Annotated in this window: 7 protein-coding genes and 1 pseudogene; 6 read left to right on the top strand and 2 right to left on the bottom strand. The window is 76.6% G+C overall.

Going from position 1 to position 18,069, the window contains the following annotated elements; all coding sequences use genetic code 11:
- Positions 1-400: 400 nt before the first annotated feature.
- Entirely contained in the window at positions 401-9,469 is a 9,069-nt protein-coding gene (locus HCN56_RS14570) for a non-ribosomal peptide synthetase (protein ID WP_167971194.1), read from the top strand.
- A 52-nt stretch (positions 9,470-9,521) separates the two neighbouring features.
- Here HCN56_RS14570 and HCN56_RS14565 read toward each other — a convergent pair whose 3' ends face one another.
- Positions 9,522-10,730: a phospholipase D-like domain-containing protein gene (locus tag HCN56_RS14565; protein WP_167971193.1), complete on the bottom strand. Its 1,209-nt coding sequence runs from the start codon at positions 10,728-10,730 to the stop codon at positions 9,522-9,524.
- A gap of 217 nt (positions 10,731-10,947) precedes the next feature.
- Between HCN56_RS14565 and HCN56_RS14560 the strand changes: the two genes are divergently transcribed.
- From HCN56_RS14560 to ulaA, 3 genes and pseudogenes are all read left to right on the top strand, one after another.
- Positions 10,948-11,898: an oxidoreductase gene (locus HCN56_RS14560; protein ID WP_167971192.1), complete on the top strand. Its 951-nt coding sequence runs from the start codon at positions 10,948-10,950 to the stop codon at positions 11,896-11,898.
- A gap of 217 nt (positions 11,899-12,115) precedes the next feature.
- Positions 12,116-12,967 (top strand): PTS sugar transporter subunit IIAB, encoded by an 852-nt coding sequence (locus HCN56_RS14555; RefSeq protein WP_167971191.1) that lies wholly within the window; start codon positions 12,116-12,118, stop codon positions 12,965-12,967.
- Positions 12,968-13,079: 112 nt separating this feature from the next.
- Positions 13,080-14,526: pseudogene (gene ulaA / locus HCN56_RS14550) on the top strand (PTS ascorbate transporter subunit IIC); the annotation flags it as partial.
- A gap of 187 nt (positions 14,527-14,713) precedes the next feature.
- Here the strand turns inward: ulaA and HCN56_RS14545 are convergent.
- A complete protein-coding gene (locus HCN56_RS14545; protein WP_167971190.1) occupies positions 14,714-15,511 on the bottom strand; it encodes a tyrosine-protein phosphatase in 798 nt (265 codons plus the stop codon).
- Between the two features lie 168 nt (positions 15,512-15,679).
- On the opposite strand from HCN56_RS14545, the gene HCN56_RS14540 reads away from it, so the two are divergent.
- A complete protein-coding gene (locus HCN56_RS14540; RefSeq protein WP_167971189.1) occupies positions 15,680-16,420 on the top strand; it encodes an alpha-ketoglutarate-dependent dioxygenase AlkB in 741 nt (246 codons plus the stop codon).
- Between the two features lie 251 nt (positions 16,421-16,671).
- A partial coding sequence (locus HCN56_RS14535; protein WP_376770879.1) for a sensor histidine kinase occupies positions 16,672-18,069 on the top strand: 1,398 nt, incomplete at its 3' end.

The following is an 18,069-nucleotide window of genomic DNA, read 5'->3' as shown; positions in this document are numbered from 1 at the left end:
GGCCGGTGTCGACGTCGACCTCGGTGGCGAGGTCACGCTGCACCGGGTGGATCTGACGGACCGGCCCGATCCGGAGCGAGAGGCGTGGGAGCGGGTGGTCGGGGCGATCCCGAGGGGCGTGGTGCCCGTGGGGCGACCGGGCGGACGCGCCGCTATCCCTCGGAGCCCGGATCTCAAGGAAACGTCTCGATTGCTCCCGGCGGGGGCCGGGCGGCCTTGACCGGCTTCGGCGGCCGGTCGCACTCTGAGCCGACGTGCAGGGAGCGGGCCGCGGCCCGCCGTCCCGTGCGCCCGGCGTGCGCCCGCCTTCGCCCGCCGTGCGGCCCGCGGGCCCGGTCCGCTCCTGCTTCCACCCGGCCGCGCCTCCCCCGGCCGGGACGTGCGAGGTGAGGGCTGTGTCATGTCACTCCACGAGGAGTCCACCCGTCAGGACGAGCGCCGGCCGCTCTCCGGGGCCCAGGAAGGGCTCTGGTACGCCGCCCGGCTCGCGCCCCACAGCGCCGCGTACAACACCGGCGAGGCCGTCGAGATCCGCGGCCCGCTCGACACGGAGCGGTTCGCGCAGGCGCTGCGGCGCACCGTCGCCGAGGCGGAGACCTTCGGGCTGCGGTTCACGGAGACCGACGAGGGGCCCCGGTCCCTGGCGGACCCCGGGGCCGGCGAGGTCACGCTGCACCGGGTGGATCTGACGGACCGGCCCGATCCGGAGCGAGAGGCGTGGGAGCGGGTGGAGCGCGAACTCGCCACCGAGGTCGACGTCGACACCGGCCCGCTCCACACCCACACCCTGTTCACGCTCGCCCCCGACCACCACCTGTGGCTGCTGCGCGCCCACCACCTCCTGCTCGACGGCTACAGCTACAAGCTCGTCGGCCGCCGCCTCGCCGATGTCCACAACGCGCTGCTCGCCGGCGAGGAGCCGGAGCCCGCGCACTTCGCGCCGGTCGACCGGCTGCGGCAGGAGGAGGAGCGCTACCTCGCCTCCGACCGGTGCGCGCGCGACCGGGACCACTGGGCGTCGCGGCTGGCGGAGCTGCCCGAGCCGCCCCGGCTCACCGCCCGCTCCGCGCCGGCGGCGCCCCGGCCACTGCGGGCCGTGGGCGAGCTGGACGGCGCGGAGGCCGCGGCGCTCGCCGGCGCCGCCGCCCGCCTCGGGGTGACCCGTACCGACCTGCTGACCGCCGCCGTCGCCGGCTGGCTGCAGCGGATGACCGGCGCCCGCGACCTCGTGCTGGGCATGGCCACCATGAGCCGGCTCGGGGGCGCGGCGCTGCGCACCCCCGGGACCGCCTCCGACGTGCTGCCGCTGCGGGTCGCCGCGGACGCCGGCACCCGGCTGGCGGAGCTGGCCCGGTCCGTCGCCGGAGAGCTGCGCGCGCTCCAGCGCCACCAGCGGTACCGGGGCGAGTACCTGCGGCGCGACCTCAACCTGCTGGGCAGCGGCCGCCGGCTGTACGGCCCGGTGCTCAACATCGTGCCGTTCACCGAGGAGTTGTCCTTCGGCGGCCACCGGGCGGTGTGGCACCACCTGTCGGGCGGCGCCGTCGACGACCTCCAGATCAGCGTGCGGCCCGCCGCCGGACCGGACGGGCTGTGGCTGGCGGTGGACGCCAACCCCGACCTGTACGAGCAGGACGAGGTGGAGCTGGTGCGGGACCGGCTGCTCCAGTTGCTGCGCGGGCTCGCCGACACCGCCCCGGAGACGGAACTCGGCGAGCTGCCGCTGCTCCTCCCCGGGGAGGTCCCGGCGCGCCAGGAGCCGCGCGAGCTGCCCGTCACCGCCACCCTCACCGAGCTGTTCGAGCGGCGGGTGCGGTCCGCGCCCGAGCACACCGCCGTCAGCTGCGGGGACGACCGGCTCACCTACGGCGCGCTCAACGCCGAGGCCAACCGCATCGCCCGGCGGCTGGTCGAACTCGGCGCCGGCCCGGGACGCGTGGTCGCCCTGGAACTGACCCGCGGGCCGCGGCTGCTGCCCGCCCTGCTCGCCGTCCTCAAGACGGGCGCCGCCTACCTGCCGCTGGACCCGAGCCAGCCGGAGCCGCGGACCCGCACGGTCCTGGCCGACACGCCCCCGGTGCTGCTGTGCACCGACGGCGGGCGCACCGCCCCCGCCGGGAGGGAGCTGCCGGTGCTGGCGCTGGACGATCCCGACACGGCGGAGCGGATCGCCGCGCTGCCGAGCGGGGACCTCACCGACGCCGAGCGACTCGGCCCCACCGCCCCGGCGGACACCGCCTACGTCATCCACACCTCCGGCTCCACCGGGACGCCCAAGGGCGTCCCCGTCACGCACGCCGCGGTGGCGCGGCTGTTCCTGGCGAGCCGCGACCACTTCGACCTCGGCCCGGACGACGTGTGGACGCTGTTCCACTCCTACGCCTTCGACTTCTCGGTGTGGGAGATGTGGGGCGCGCTGCTCCACGGCGGGCGCCTGGTGGTCGTCGACCACGACACCAGCCGGTCGCCGCGCGAGTTCCTGCGGCTGCTGGAGCGCGAGGAGGTCACCGTCCTCAGTCAGACGCCGTCCGCCTTCCGCCAGTTGGTGGAGGCCGACGGCGAGCACGGCGGCTCCCCGGGCCGGCTGCGGTACGTCGTCCTCGGCGGCGAGGCGCTGCACCCGCAGACGCTCCGCCCGTGGGCGGAGCGCCACGGCCTGGACGCCCCGGTGCTGGTCAACATGTACGGCATCACCGAGACCACCGTGCACGTCACCCACCACCGCGTCACCGCGGCCGACCTCACCGACCCCCGCCGGGGCAGCGTCATCGGCCGTCCCCTCGCCGACCTGCGGGTCCACCTCCTCGACCCCGACGGCCGCCCGGTCCCGACCGGCGCCACCGGCGAGATGTACATCACCGGGGCCGGTGTCGCGGCCGGATACCTCGGCCGCCCCGACCTCACCGCCGAGCGCTTTCCGCAGGACCCCTTCGGGCCTCCCGGGCACCGCGCCTACCGCTCCGGCGACCTCGCGCGCCGCCGGCCCGACGGCGCCCTCCAGTACCTGGGCCGTGCCGACCGCCAGGTCCAGCTGCGGGGGTTCCGCATCGAGCCGGGCGAGGTCGAGGCCGTCCTCGCCGGACACCCCGGGACGGGGTCCGCCACCGCCGTGGTGCGGGAGGCGGAGAACGGGACGCGGCACCTGATCGCGTACGTCGTCCCGGCGGCCGGCGCGGCCCCCGCCCCCGCCGAGCTGCGCGCCCACGCCGCCGCCCGGCTCCCGGAGCACATGACGCCCGCCGCCTGCCTGGTGGTCGACGCCCTGCCGCTCACCGCCAACGGGAAGCTCGACGTCGAGGCCCTGCCGGCGCCCGACTTCGCGGGCGCCGCGGCCGGGTCCCGCCCCGCGACCGCGCAGCAGACGCTCGTCTGCGGCCTGTTCGAGGAGTTCCTGCGGCTGCCGGCGGGGTCCGTCGGCGCGGAGGCGCACTTCTTCGACCTCGGCGGCGACTCGCTGCTCGCCGCCCGGCTACTCGCCCGGCTGCGGCAGGAGACCGGGGTGAAGATCTCCATCACCGCCCTGTTCGAGGAGCCGACGCCCACCGCGCTCGCGGAGCGCATCGGCGAGCAGCCCGCCCCCGCGCCCGCCGACGGCGTCGCGGGGACCGCCGACGGCACCACGGCCGAGCCCGGGGCCGCCGGGCGGGACCGGGAGCCGCCCGTGCGCCCGGACCGCATCCCGCCGTCGTTCGCCCAGGAGCGGATGTGGTTCCTCAACCGGCTCGACGACTCCGCCGCCACCTACAACATCCCCCTCGCGGTGCCGCTGCCGCCGGAGGCCGACCACGGGGCGCTGCGCGCCGCGCTCGGCGACCTCGTCGACCGGCACGAGAGCCTGCGGACGGTGCTGGCGGAGCGCGACGGCGAACTGCGGCAGGAGGTGCTGCCCGCCGGCGGGGTGCGCCCGCACTGGCGCCGCGCCGACTGCCCGGCGGACGAGGTGGCGGCCCACGTCGCCGCCGCGTCCCGCCACCGCTTCGACCTCACCGCCGACAGCCCGCTCGCCGCGTACCTCCTCGGCCCGGAGCGGGAGGCGACGCTGCTGCTGGTGCTGCACCACAGCGCCGCCGACGGCTGGTCGATGCGGCCGCTGGCGGAGGACCTCGGGGCCGCCTACGCGGCCCGCCGCGCGGGTGGCGCGCCCGCCCGGGAGCCGCTGCCGCTGCAGTACGCGGACCACAGCCTGCGGCAGCGCGCCGCGCTCGCGCCCCGGCCGGCGGGGCCGGGACGGCTGGAGGAGCTGACGGCGTTCTGGCGCGAGGCGCTCGCGGGACTGCCCGAGGAGAGCGCCCCCGCCCCGGACCACGCCCGGCCCGACCGGCCGCGGGGCGAGGGCGCGAGCGTCACCCTGCCCGTCGACGCCGACACCCACCGCGCGCTGCTGCGGCTGGCCGACACCGAGCGGTCCAGCCTGTTCATGGTGGTGCACGCCGCGGTCGCCGCCGTGCTGCGGCAGGGCGGCGCCGGGGACGACATCGTGGTCGGCACCCCCGTCGCCGGGCGGACCGAACCCGGGCTGGACGGCCTCATCGGGCTCGTCACCAACACCGTGGTGCTGCGCGCCGACACCTCCGGCGACCCGGCGTTCCGGGAGCTGCTGGCCCGGGTGCGCCCCCACGACCTGGCCGCGCTCGACCACCAGGACCTGCCCTTCGACCGGCTGGTGGAGGAGGTGAACCCGCCGCGCCGCCCGGGGCGCCACCCGCTGTTCCAGGTGATGCTGGCCCTCCAGAACAACGAGCCGGCCGTGCTGCGCCTCGACGGCAGCGAGGTGCCGCTGCGGCCCACCGCGACCGGGACGGCCAAGTTCGACCTCTTCTTCGACGTCTTCCAGCGGCACGCGGCGGACGGCGCCCCCACCGGGCTCGACCTGCACGTCGAGTACGCCACCGACCTCTACCGGGCGGAGACCGCCGAGCAGTTCGCGGCGACGCTGCGGGAGACGCTGCGGGCCGTCTGCGCGGACCCCGACACCCCGATCGGCGCGCTGCCGGCGCCGCCGGCCCGCACCACGGCGGCCCGGGCCCCGCTGGACACCGCCGAGGTGGAGGCGGCGGCGCTCGCGGTGCCCGGCGTGCGCGACGCCCTGGCGCTGCCGGGGACGGCCGAGGCACCGCCGCTGCTGTGCGTGGTGCCCGGCCGGGCGGACGCCACCGAGGCGGTGGAGCGCGCCCTGGCGGCCGCCGGGCACGACACCGTCCGGGTCACCGCGGTCAACGCCCTCCCCCGGGACGCCGCCGGCGTGCCCGACGTCGCGGCGCTGCGCGCGCTGCCGGCGGTGGACCGCGCGGCGGCCGACGCCTGGCGGCGCGAGATCGCCCGGCTGCCCGGCGTCCTCACCATCGAGGCGGGGGTGGAGGATGCCCCGCAGGAGCTGCCGCGCCGTCATGTCGCCGCCGCACGGCGGTCCGCGGCCGCCGACGCCGAGGGCGCCTCGGCACCGGCCGCGGCGGCGGTCCCGGCGCTGAGCGAGGGCCCGCCGCTGCCGGAACCCTCGGTCGGCGACTGGGCGAGCGCGCTGGTGCGCGCCGCCGACGCCGGTCGCGGCGACATCGTCCACGTCCGCCCCGACGGCTCCGAGCACCGGCGCAGCTACGCCTCGCTGGTGGCCGAGGCGTCCCGGGTCCTCGCCGGGCTGCGGCGGGAGGGGCTGCGCCCCGGTGACCGGGTGATCCTGCAGTGCGACGACACCGAGGACTTCCTCGCGGTGCTCTGGGGCTGCCTGCTGGGCGGGGTGGTGGCGGTGCCGCTGACCGTCCCGACCTCGTACGCGACGCCGTCGGCGGCACTGACCAAGCTGCAGGGCATCTGGCGGATGCTGGGCCGGCCGCGGGTGGTGTGCTCGCCGGGGCTCGCACCCGGGCTGCGGGCGCTGGCCGCCCGGGAGGAGGAGCGCGGGCTGCGGCCGACCACCGCGGCGGAGCTGCGCGACGCCCCCGAGGACCGCGACTGGTACCCGGCGGGGCCGGACGACCTGGTGCTGATGCTGATGACCTCGGGCAGCACCGGGCTCCCCAAGGCGGTGCGGCTGACCCACCGCAACGTGCTGACCCGGTCCGCCGCCGCGGCGGCCATGAACGACCTCGGCGGGGCGGACGTCTCGCTGAACTGGATTCCGCTGGACCACGTGACGGGTGTCGTCATGTTCCACCTGCGGGACGTCTACCTGGGCTGCCGCCAGGTGCACGCGCCGACCGGCTGGATTCTGCAGGACCCGCCGCGGTGGATGGAACTCGCCCATCGCCACCGGGTGTCGGTGACCTGGGCGCCCAACTTCGCCTTCGGACTGCTGGCCGGGTACGCCGACCGGTTCCGCGACGCGGAGTGGGACCTGACGCCGATGCGGCTGGTCATGAACGCGGGCGAGGTGGTGGTCGCCGACGCGGCCCGGCGGTTCCTGCACACGCTGCGGCCGTTCGGGCTGCCCCAGCACGTGATGCACCCCGGGTGGGGCATGTCGGAGACCTGCTCGGTGGTGACCGACACCTCGCTCGCCCCCGAACCTCCCGCCGGGGAGGGGACGTTCGTCAGCTGCGGCCGGCCCTACCCGGGGTTCGCGATGCGGGTGGTCGACGGCGGCGGCACCGTCCTCGCCGAGGGCGAGGTGGGCGACCTCCAGGTGCGGGGGACGTCCGTCACCGGCGGCTACCACGACAACGCCCGCGCCAACGCGGCCTCGTTCACCGACGACGGCTGGTTCGACACCGGGGACCTGGCGTTCCTGCGCGACGGCGAGCTGTACATCACCGGCCGCGCCAAGGACGTCATCATCGTCAACGGCGTCAACCACTACAGCCACGAGATCGAGGCCTGCGTCGAGGAACTGCCCTGCGTCGTGCGGAGCTTCAACGCGGCGGTGGCGGTGCGCTCGGACGCCGGCACCGCCACCGACGAGCTCGCGCTGTACGTCACCCTGGCGCCGGGCCACGACCCGGTGCGGGCGCTGCGGGAGATCGCGGGGAAGGTGACGCGCGAGATCGGCGTGAGCCCCGCCTTCCTGGTGCCGGTCGAGGCCGGCGACATCCCCAAGACGGAGATCGGCAAGATCCAGCGGACCAAGCTCCGCGCCGCCTTCGAGGCGGGCGAGTTCGAGGAGCAGGTCGGGCGGGGCCAGGTGCTGACGGGCGCCGCCTCGACGGTGCCCGACTGGTTCCTGCGGCCGGTGTGGCGGCCGGCCGAGCGCCGACCGCGGCCGGGGCGGGCGGCCCGCGGCCGGCACACCCTGGTGCTGGCGGGCAGCGACCCGCGGTCCGCGGAGGTCGCGCGCGGCCTGGCGGAGACGGTACGCGCGGCCGGCGGTCTCTGCACCGTCGTGACCGACGGCGACGCGCTGGTGCGGGTCGACGCCGCCACCTACCGCGTGCGGTCCGGTGAGGAGGCCGACCACACGGCGCTGCTCGCCTCCCTGGCGACCGACGGCCGCCCGCTGGACGCCGTGGTCCACCTCGGCGCGCTCCACCCCGCCTCGCCCGGCCCGGCGGACGCGGCGTGCACCGCGGACGCGGCGTGCACCGCGGACGCAGCCGGCCCGAGGGACGGCGGCGACGCCGCGGTGGAGCTGCTCCCGCTCGCCCGCGCCCTCGCCGCCCGACCGGACGGACGCCGCCCGGTGGAGCTGCTGTACGTCACCGCGGGCGCCCGCGCCGTGGCGGAGGGCGAGCATCCCGATCCGGGGCGCGCGGCGGTCGCCGCCGTGCTGCGATCCCTGCAGGAGGAGCTGCCGGGGTTGACCTGTGTCCACCTCGACCTCGCCGGCGGCGGCCCGGCGGACGCAGGGGAGACGGCAGCAGCGGTGGCGGCGGAGGCCGCAGCCGTTCCGGTGGAGCCGGAGGTGGCCCTGCGGAACGGCGAGCGGCTGGTGCGGCGGCTGGAGCCGCTGCCCGACCCCGCCTCCCGGGTCGCGCCGCCCGCCGCCGACGGCTTCCACGTGGTGACCGGTGGGCTGGGCGGTGTCGGCGCCGAGGTCGCCGCGCACCTGCTGCGGACCCCCGGGGCGCGGCTGCTGGTGCTCGGTCGCACCCCGTTGCCCGCCGACGACTCCGGGGACACCTGGGTCGCCGAGCGGTCCGAGGCGACGTCCGAGGCGGACGGCGGCGGCGCCCGCCTCGCCGCGCTGCGCGGCCTCCGGCAGCTGGGCGAGGTCCGGTACGCCGTCGCCGACGTCACCGACGAGCGGCAGGTGCGCGCCGCCCTCGGCGCCGCCGCCGACCACTGGGGCGCACCGGCTGCCTCGGTCTTCCACCTCGCGGGCGCGCTGGTGGAACGCCCGGTGGGCGAGCTCGACGCCGCCGCCTGGCGGGAGGCGCTCGCCGCGAAGGTGGAGGGCGCCCGCGTCCTGCACCGGGTCACCCGCGAGGACCATCCGGTCGGCACCTTCGTGACCTTCTCGTCGGTCAACGGCTACTTCGGCGGGGCCATGAACACCGCGTACGCGGCCGCCAACGCCCACCTCGACGCGCTCGCCCTGCACCGCCGCGCGCTGGGGCTGCCCGCGCAGAGCCTGGGGTGGAGCATGTGGCGCGAGCGGGGCATGAGCACCGGCTACCGCATGGCGGCCCTCACCGAGGCGCGCGGCTACCGCGTCCTGGACACCGCGTCGGCGCTGCGCTCCCTCGACCTGGCGCTCTCCGTCGACGAACCGCACCTGCTGGTGGGCGCGGACCGCGGCGCACCGTGGGTCCGCAGCCACGTCGCGGGCCCCGTCCGCCAGGTGCGGCGGCTCGCCGCGCGGGTCGCGCTGGAGGAGGGCGGCGACCTCGGGGAGCTGTACCGCTGTGCGGCGCGCGCCGCCGACGCGCACGCCGGGCCCGACCACTGGGTGCTGCGGTCGGCGGGCGGCGCCGCGCAGCCGGGTGCCGCCGCCGACGCCGGCGACCGCCTCCGGGAGCTGGAGAAGCGGCTCACCGAGGTGTGGTGCCGGGTGCTGGGGCGCGACCAGGTGGACCGGGACGAGAACTTCTTCGACCTGGGAGGCAACTCGCTGCTGCTGGTGGGGGCACAGACCGCCGTCAACCGCACCGTCGGCTGCGAGTTGACCGTGGTCGACCTGTTCGCCCATCCGACCGTCCGCGCGCTGGCACGGCACCTGTCGACGCTCCCCACCACGGGGGGCACCGCCCCGCAGGCGGCGCCGGCCGCGGCCTTCGCCGTCGCCTGCTCGATGCGGACGTGCTGGGACGACGCCTGCGGGCGGCCGCACCGCGCCGGCACCGGCACCCCGCTGCGGCGGCTGGCGGAGTCCGGCGGCGTCGAGGTGCGGGAGCTCACGCCGGCCGAGGCGGTGTCGGCCGGGCAGCTCTACGCCGCGCACCTGGACCGGCGGGTGACGGGGGCGGAGGTCCTGGCCGCCTGCCACGCCACGCTGCTCGCCGCGACGCTGCCGGCGGGGCTGGTGTCGACCGTCCGGGCCGCTTACTACTACGCGGCGGTGGACCGGGACGGCGCCCGGCCCGCGATGGCCCTGGTCTGACGCGGTGTGCGGGCGGCGCTCCCTGCGCCGCCCGCACACCGCGGCCCGCCGCTCACAGGAAGTACTGGACCGCCCGCGTGGCCTGCTCCGCGGCGCGGCGGGAGAGCGGCCGCGACTCCCAGCGCTCCCGGTCCACGAAGAGGCTGTGACCGCGGTCGCGCTCGAAGTCGCGGTCGAGCGCCGCGGTGACGTCGCGGTCGAGGACGGCCATCATGACCTCCTCGTCGTGGTCGAGCGACCGCCGGTTGAGGTTGGTGGAGCCGACGAGCGAGGCGACCCCGTCCACCGTGACGATCTTGCAGTGCAGCATCGTGCGCTGGTACTCGAGTATCCGCACGCCGCACGCGAGCAGCCGGTCGTAGTGGTACCGGCCGGCGTGCCGGCTGATCTGCTTGTCGGTGTGCGGTCCGGGGACGAGCAGTTCGACCTCGACGCCGCGGGCCGCCGCCCCGCAGAGCAGGTCGACGAAGTAGTCGTCGGGCGAGAAGTAGGCGGTGACCAGCCGCAGCCGCTGCTCGGCGGACTCGATCACCACGCGCAGCAGCGTCTGCATGTCCTGCCAGCCGATGCTGGCCGAACCGCGCACCACCTGCACGACCGCCTCGCCGGCGGCGTCCTGTTCGACGAACCGGTCCCGCTCGTCGAAGAGGTCGGGGTGGCACTCGGCCCAGTTCTGGGCGAACGCCGCACAGATCCCGTCGACGGCGGGACCGCGGACCTCGACGTGGGTGTCGCGCCACTCGGTGGCGTCCCGCGCGTCGCCGCACCACTCCTCGGCGATGCCGACGCCGCCGGTGAAGGCGACGGTCTCGTCGACGACCAGCACCTTGCGGTGGCAGCGGTGGTTCTGTTTGAAGGGCGAGAGCCGGACGGGGCGGCGGAACCAGGTGACCCACACCCCCGCCTCCTCCATGGCGTCGAGCAGCTCCCGTTCGATGTTGCGGCTGCCGAAACCGTCGAGCAGCAGCCGTACCCGCACGCCGGCCCGGGCGCGTTCGGCCAGCGCCTCGGCGAACTCCCGGGCGATCTCGCCCTGCCAGTAGACGAAGGTCATCAGGTCGATGGTGTGGCGTGCGGCGCGGACGGCGGACAGCATCGCCGGGAAGATCTCGTCGCCGTTGCGCAGCACCCGCAGGGCGTTGCCCTCGGTGGCGGCGACGCCGATGAGCCTCTCCAGCCGGCGCCGGAGGCGCTGTGCTGCGTCGTCGGGGGAACCGGCGGGGGCGGGGGTCGGGGAAGCCGGAACGGCGGGCGCGGTCATGGCGGGTCGATCTCCTCGGCGGCACGGGGAACGGCCGGGCGGTCGCTCTGACAACCGTCTGCCCGTTCGAACCGATTGCACTCCCGGCGGCCGGCCCCGGCGCGCCCGCGCAGGGCAGTGGGCGGCCGTCGCGGTCCGGGCCGGTCGGTGGCTGTGGCACCTTGTGGGTACCCCGGGGAGCGGGCAGGCGCTCCCCCATCCCGTCGAGGACGTGAGCATGGCGCGCTGGACCGCGAGCGACATCCCCCGGCTGACCGGCACCACCGCCGTGGTGACCGGGGCCAACAGCGGCATCGGCGCGGTGACGGCTCTGCTGCTGGCGCGGGCCGGCGCCCGGACCGTGCTGGCCTGCCGCGACGCCGGCCGGGGCGGCGCGACAGTGGAGCGCATCCGCCGCGCCGCGCCCGGCGCCGACGTCCGGCTGGTGCTGCTGGACCTGGCCGACCTCGCCTCGGTGCGCGAGGCGGCACCGCGGCTCGCCGCCGAAGCCGGCGGGCGCCTGGAGCTGCTGGTCAACAACGCCGGGGTGATGGCCCTGCCGCTGCGCCGCACCGCGGACGGGTTCGAGATGCAGTTCGGCACCAACCACCTGGGGCACTTCGCGCTGACCGGTCTGCTGGGCGAGGCGCTGGTGGCCGGGTCGGGCCGGGTGGTGACGGTCTCCTCGCTCGCCCACCGGATCGGCGGGCTGGACCTCACCGACCCGAACGCGGAGCGGGGCCGCTACGACCGGTGGCGGGCCTACGGCGCGTCCAAGCTGGCGAACCTGCTCTTCACCGACGAGCTGGACCGGCGGGCGGCCGCGGCCGGCGTGGGGCTGACCGCCACCGCGGCCCACCCCGGGCTCTCCTCGACCGAGCTGGGCCAGGCGGGGCTGGTGATGGAGGGGCGACGCGGCCTGGCGCGGCTGGAGCGGGCCACCCGCGTGTTCACGCAGCCCGCCGCGCGGGGAGCGCTGCCCGTGCTGCGCGCCGCCACCGATCCCGCCGCGGCGGGCGGCGACTACTTCGGTCCGGACGGGCCGCTGGAGGTGCGGGGCGCCGGCGCCGGGCGGGCGCGCCGCTCGTCCGCGGCGCGGGACCCGCGGACGGCGGCCGACCTGTGGGAGACCTCCGTCACCCTCACCGGGGTGGACCCGGCGGCGGCGCTCTCCCCCGGGCCCCGCTGACCCGGCGGACGACCGGGCCGGGAGCAGCCCCGCGGGCCCGGCAACACCCGTGGAGCGGCGGGCCGGGGGCGCCCCGCGCCCCCGTTCCCGGTGTCCTCCGGCGTCCTCCGGCGGCGGCCTGGGCGGCGCGCCGCCGCCCCGGACCCGACCGGTCAACCGGTGGCCACCGCGCGGCCCGGCGACTCACAAGCCGGACGAACGTGCGAGGATCGGCCATATGGTGGCGCTGAAAGAACTGCTCCCGCTCGACGCGATCCGGCTGGACGTATCCGCCCCGAACTGGGCGAAGGCCGTACGGGCCTCCGGTGACCTGCTGGTTTCGACCGGCACGGCCACGGACGGCTACACGGCGGAGATGATCGCGAACGTGGCCGAGAACGGCCCCTACATCGTGCTGGCGCCGGGCTTCGCCTTCGCGCACGCCCGGCCCTCCCCCGCCGTGCTGCGCACCGGCATGTCGTGGGTGCGGCTGGCCGAGCCCGTGGAGTTCGGGCACGAGACCAACGACCCGGTGACCCTGGTCGTGGCGCTGGCGGCGACGGACTCCGGCTCGCACACCGACGCCATGGCGACCCTCGCGCGGCTGCTGGCGGACCCGGAGACCTCCCGGGCGCTGGCGGAGGCGCGCACCCCGGAGGAGGTCTGGGCGCTGGTCACGGGCGAGGACGCCGCACAGGCCCGCAACGCGGCTGCGACCGCCGTGACGGCCGCTCCGGCTGAGACCCCGGCGGCCGGCGGCGCGGAGCGCGAGGCAGCCGATCCACCCGCCCGCTCCGGCGGCGACCGCCACACCATCCTCACGGTCTGCGGCAACGGCCTCGGCACCAGCCTTTTCCTGAAGAACACCCTGGAGCAGGTGCTGGAGCGCTGGGGCTGGTCCTCCTTCGTCACCGTCGAGGCGACCGACACCATCTCCGCCAAGGGCAAGGCGTCCGAGGCCGCCGCGATCCTCACCTCCGGGGAGATCGCCCGCACCCTCGGCGACGTGGGCACCCCCGTCCGGGTCGTGGAGAACTTCACCGACACCGGCGAGGTCGACCGCGTCCTGCGGGAGACCTACGAGGTGTGACCCCCGGCCGCGGTGAGCGCCGCGGCCCGACCGCTCCCCCACCCCACCGGGCGCCCGTTCCCCCAGCGGCGCGCCCCGCACCACACCTGCGGCAGATACGGAAGACGTCCCCATGAACTGGCTCGTGTCCTTCGCCGAGTTCGTCGTCAACGAGATCCTCAGCGAACCGGCTTACCTCATCGGCCTGATCACCGCGGCCGGCCTGATCGCGCTCCGGCGCTCCACGGGCCAGATCCTCGGCGGCGCCATCAAGGCCACGCTCGGGTTCCTGCTGATCGGCGCCGGCGCCACGCTGGTCGTCGGTTCGCTCGCCCCGCTCGGCGAGATGATCCAGGGCGCCACCGGCGCGCACGGGGTCATCCCCACCAACGAGGCGATCGTCGGCATCGCCCAGGAGCAGTACGGCGCGCGTGTCGCCTGGCTGATGATCCTCGGCTTCGGCGTGAGCCTGCTGCTCGCCCGGTTCACCCCGCTGCGGTACGTGTTCCTCACCGGACACCACATGCTGTTCATGGCGACGCTGCTCACCATCGTGCTCGCCACGGCCGGCCACACCTCCTGGGTCGTGGTGGTCGTCGGCGGCGTGCTGCTCGGCATCATGCTGGTCGCCATGCCCGCGTTCGCCCACCCGTGGACCAAGCGGATCACGGGCAACAACACGGTCGCCATCGGCCACTTCGGCACGGCGGGCTACGTCGTCGCGGGTGCCACCGGCCAGCTGGTCGGGAAGAAGAGCCGCTCCACCGAGGACATGAACCTCCCCGAGGGGCTGCGGTTCCTGCGCGACTCCATGGTCGCCACCGCGCTGTCCATGCTGGTGATCTACCTGGCGATGGCGCTGCTCTTCCTCGGCCGCGCCGGCCAGGAGGAGGCGTTCGCCGCGTTCGCCGTCGACGGGGGCGAGCCCGCCGCGAACCTCGGCAACTACCTGATGCAGTCCGTGATGCAGGGGCTGCAGTTCGGTATCGCGGTCGCGGTGATCCTCTTCGGTGTCCGCACCATCCTCGGCGAGCTGGTGCCCGCCTTCCAGGGGATCGCCGAGCGGCTGGTGCCGGGCGCGGTGCCCTCGCTGGACGCGCCGATCGTCTTCCCCTACGCGCAGAACGCGGTGCTGGTGGGCTTCCTCTCCAGCTTCACCGGTGGCCTGGTCACCCTGGGGATGCTGTCGTGGGTGCTGGGCCCGGCCTTCGGCCTGGCGCTGGTCCTCCCCGGCCTGGTGCCGCACTTCTTCACCGGTGGTGCGGCCGGCGTCTACGGCAACGCGACCGGCGGCCGGCGGGGCGCGGTGCTGGGCGCGTTCCTCAACGGCGTGCTGATCACCATCCTGCCCGCGCTGCTGCTGAAGGTGCTCGGCGCGTTCGGCGACGAGAACACCACCTTCGGCGACGCGGACTTCGGCTGGTTCGGAGTCCTCGTCGGCAACGCCGCCGAAGCGGGCGAGGTCGGCGGCATCGTGCTGATGATCCTGCTCGGCGCGGCGATCCTCATCGGCGCGATCGTGATGCAGAAGAAGGTCGTCGACACCGGCTGGGACCCGGGTGCGCGCCGCGACGCGGCGATGGGCGTGACCGCGGATGCGGGTGCGGGTGCCGGCGGCGCGGGCACCGCCGTGCGCCCCGGCTCCGGGTCGACCGGCGGTGATCGACCGCTGGACGGCGTCTCCGCGGCCCCCCCCCGCGGCCCCGAGCCCCTGACGGCCCCGAGCCCCCGGCGCACCGCGACACCCCGCCCGCACCCGCCCTGCGCTCACTCCGCGAGCAGCGTCTCCTCCAGCGCGCGGCGCTCGGCCGCGGACAGCCCCAAGCCGACCGCGACGTACCGGTCCAACGACCCCCATCCCGCGTCGATCTCGTCCCAGGCCGCCGTCAGGTACGCCCCGCGTGCGTCGAAGAGCGGGGCCAGCAGCCCGCCGATCTCCGGGGACACGGCGTCCCCCGCGTCGGTCGCCCGGTCGAGGCGGTAGCGGTGGTGCGGCGCGCCGGACAGCAGGTAGTCCGCCTCGACCGCTGCGGGCTCCACCCCCGCCACCAGCAGCGCCAGCGCCACCGTCAGCCCGGCGCGGTCCTTCCCCGCCGAGCAGTGCACCAGCGCGGGCGCCCCGTCCGAGGCCAGGGAGCGGAGCACCGTGCCCAGCTCCGTCGTCCGCTCCCGGACGACCTCGCGATAGGTCTCCGCCATCAGCGCCTCCGCCCGGCCCTCGCCGAAGGCGGCACGGAGCCGCGGCAGGTCGCCGCCGCGCACCAGCGCCCAGAACTCGGCGCCGTCGCGGTCGCCGGTCAGCGGCACGTGCCGCCCCCGGACGCCGGGCAGCGCGATGTCGAGCCCCTCCAAGGTCCGGTCCGCGGCGTTGCGCAGGTCGAACACGGTCCGCAGGCCGAGCCCGGCGAGGAACGCACGGTCCTGGTCGGTCGCCCGGGCCAGGTGCCCGCTGCGGAAGAGCCGTCCGTGCCGCACCCGGCGGCCGTCCCGGGCGGGCAGCCCGCCCAGGTCGCGGAAGTTGCGCACCCCTGTGAGGACGGGCTCGACCGACTGCTGCTGCGTCACACGGACCTCCGGACACCGGGCCGCCGCCCGGCGCGGCGACGCGTCGCGGACGACCCTACGGCACCTCGCGGAACCCGCCAGGGCGCCGGAGGCGGTCCGGCGGCGAGCCGGGCGCACCCCGGCGGCCGCACCCGGGCGGACGTCCGCGGCGACTGCCACCATGGACCCATGGACGGTGGTTTCCCCGACCAGGAGCTGTTCCCGCGCGAACCCGCCCTCGTCGCGCCGGGCGCGGTGCACCTGCCCGCGCACCTCGGCACGGAGCGCCAGGCGGAGCTGCTCGCCGCCTGCCGCCGCTGGGCCCTCCCGCCGGCGGGACTGCGGACGGTGCGCACGCGCGGCGGCGTCATGTCGGTGCGCCAGGTCGGCCTGGGCCTGCACTGGTACCCGTACGCCTACGCACGCACCGCCGTGGACGGCGACGGCGCCCCCGTGAAGCCCTTCCCGGACTGGCTGGGGGAGTGGGCGCACGCCACGGCGGCGGCCGCCGCCCGGACCGCCGCCGAGCGCACCCCCGGCGACGCTGCCGGCCCCTGGGAGCCGCCGGCCCCCGGGGAGTACGACGTGGCGCTGGTCAACTTCTACCCCGAGGGTGCCCGGATGGGCATGCACCGCGACCAGGAGGAGCGCTCCCCCGCACCGGTGGTGTCCTTCAGCCTCGGGGACTCCTGCGTCTTCCGGTTCGGCAACACCGAGGGCCGGGGCAGGCCCTGGCGCGACACCGAGCTGCGGAGCGGGGACGCGTTCGTCTTCGGCGGCCCGGCGCGGCTCGCGTACCACGCCGTGCCCCGGACGCGGCCGGGCAGCGGGCCCGAGCGGCTCGGGCTCCACGGCCGGGTCAACGTGACCGTCCGCGTCTCCGGCCTCGACCTGGCGAGCGAACACCCACCCGGGGCGCCCGCCCGGTGACCGCTCCGGCCCGGACACCCGCGCCTGCCGGGTGACCGGGCGAAAGCCCATGCGAGCAACGGACCGTCGACCTGTCCACGGATCGCCGTGGGTTCACCCGATAGGAGGTGGCGAGGGGTGGCGAATGCCCGAAGCCGTCCCCTTGCGCCCGGCCGCGCCGGTTAGCGTGGCGACGCACTGCGATCACTCTTCGCAACGAAACACTTCCGCTCGGCTCACCGAGCGGTGCCGAGACGCACCGGGGACGGACGATGCCCGAACCGCACAGCCACGGCGCCGGACCCGGGCGGGCCGCGCCCCCACCCGCTCCCGACGGGGCCGCTGCCCACCCCGCCCCCGGGGCCGGCCGCCGCGCCCGCCGCTCCGCTCCGCGCGGGGTGCCGGGCGCCAACGAGCCCCGGCGACTGCTCAACCTCGCCGTCTGGCCGCCTGTCCTGGTCGCCGCGGTCGCCGCCTTCGTCGTCGGCTACCTGCTGCGGTCGCCCGCCGGCATCACCCTCACCCCGGGTGTTCCCTGGGCGGTGGTCGCGGGTGCGCTGCTGCTGGTGGGCGCCGTCGTCTCCGGTGCCGGACTCGCGGCGGGCGCCGAGGCCCGCGCGCGCAACGCCCGCGTCACCGCGCTCCGCCGGGAGAACGCCCGCGGCGCGGCCGACCTCCAGGCCCTGGCCCTGCGGGTGGCGGCGGGCGAGGTGGTCCGGCCCCCCGCCCCCCGCGCCCCGGGGCCGACCGCCGGGGACGGACTGCGGATACTCGGTGAGGAGCTGGCCGTCGCACGGCACGCCGCGCAGACCGCGCTCGCCGAGGCATCCGCCGCCCGCCACCCCGAGCCCGGTGGCAGTGAGGAGAAGCTGGAGGTCTTCGTCAACCTCGCCCGCCGCCTCCAGTCGCTGGTCCACCGGCAGATCGAGCACCTCGACGAGCTGGAGCACGAGGTCGAGGACCCGGACCTGCTCAAGGGGCTCTTCCACGTCGACCACCTCGCGACCCGCATGCGCCGGCACGCGGAGAACCTGGCGGTGCTCGGCGGCGCGACCTCCCGCCGGCAGTGGAGCCGCCCGGTCGAGATGAGCGAGGTGCTGCGCTCCTCCATCGCCGAGGTCCAGCACTACTCGCGGGTGCGGCTGGTGCCGCCCATCGAGGGCCGGCTGCGCGGCCACGCCGTCGCCGACGTGATCCACCTGCTCGCCGAGCTGGTGGAGAACGCGACGGTCTTCTCCGCGCCCCAGACGCAGGTCGTCCTCCGCGCCCAGTACGTCACCGCCGGTCTGGCCGTCGAGGTCGAGGACCGCGGCCTGGGGCTGGCACCCGAGGTGCAGGACCGCATGAACGCGCTGCTGGCCGGGGCGGAGCGGATGGACGTCGCCGCCATGGTGCAGGACGGCCGCATCGGGCTGCTGGTGGTCTCGGCGCTCGCGCAGCGCCACGACATCGTGGTCCAGCTCCAGAGCAACATCTACGGCGGGGTCCAGGCCGTCCTGGTGGTGCCGCACGCGTTGCTCGGCAACGAGGAGGACGACCGACCCACCGAGATCCTCAGCGCCTCGCCGGCCGCCGCCGGCGGCGGACCGCCCCCGCCCGTGGGGCCGGTCCCGCCGCCGCCCGTACCCGCCGCCCGGCGGCCCGAGGCCGCGGTGGCCACCGCCCCGAGC

It is taken from the genome of Streptomyces lonarensis (genome assembly GCF_012033735.1).
Lineage (GTDB): Bacteria > Actinomycetota > Actinomycetes > Streptomycetales > Streptomycetaceae > Streptomyces > Streptomyces lonarensis.
The sequence above is the reverse complement of the archived record's forward strand: the minus strand, read 5'-3'. Positions and strand labels throughout refer to the sequence as shown.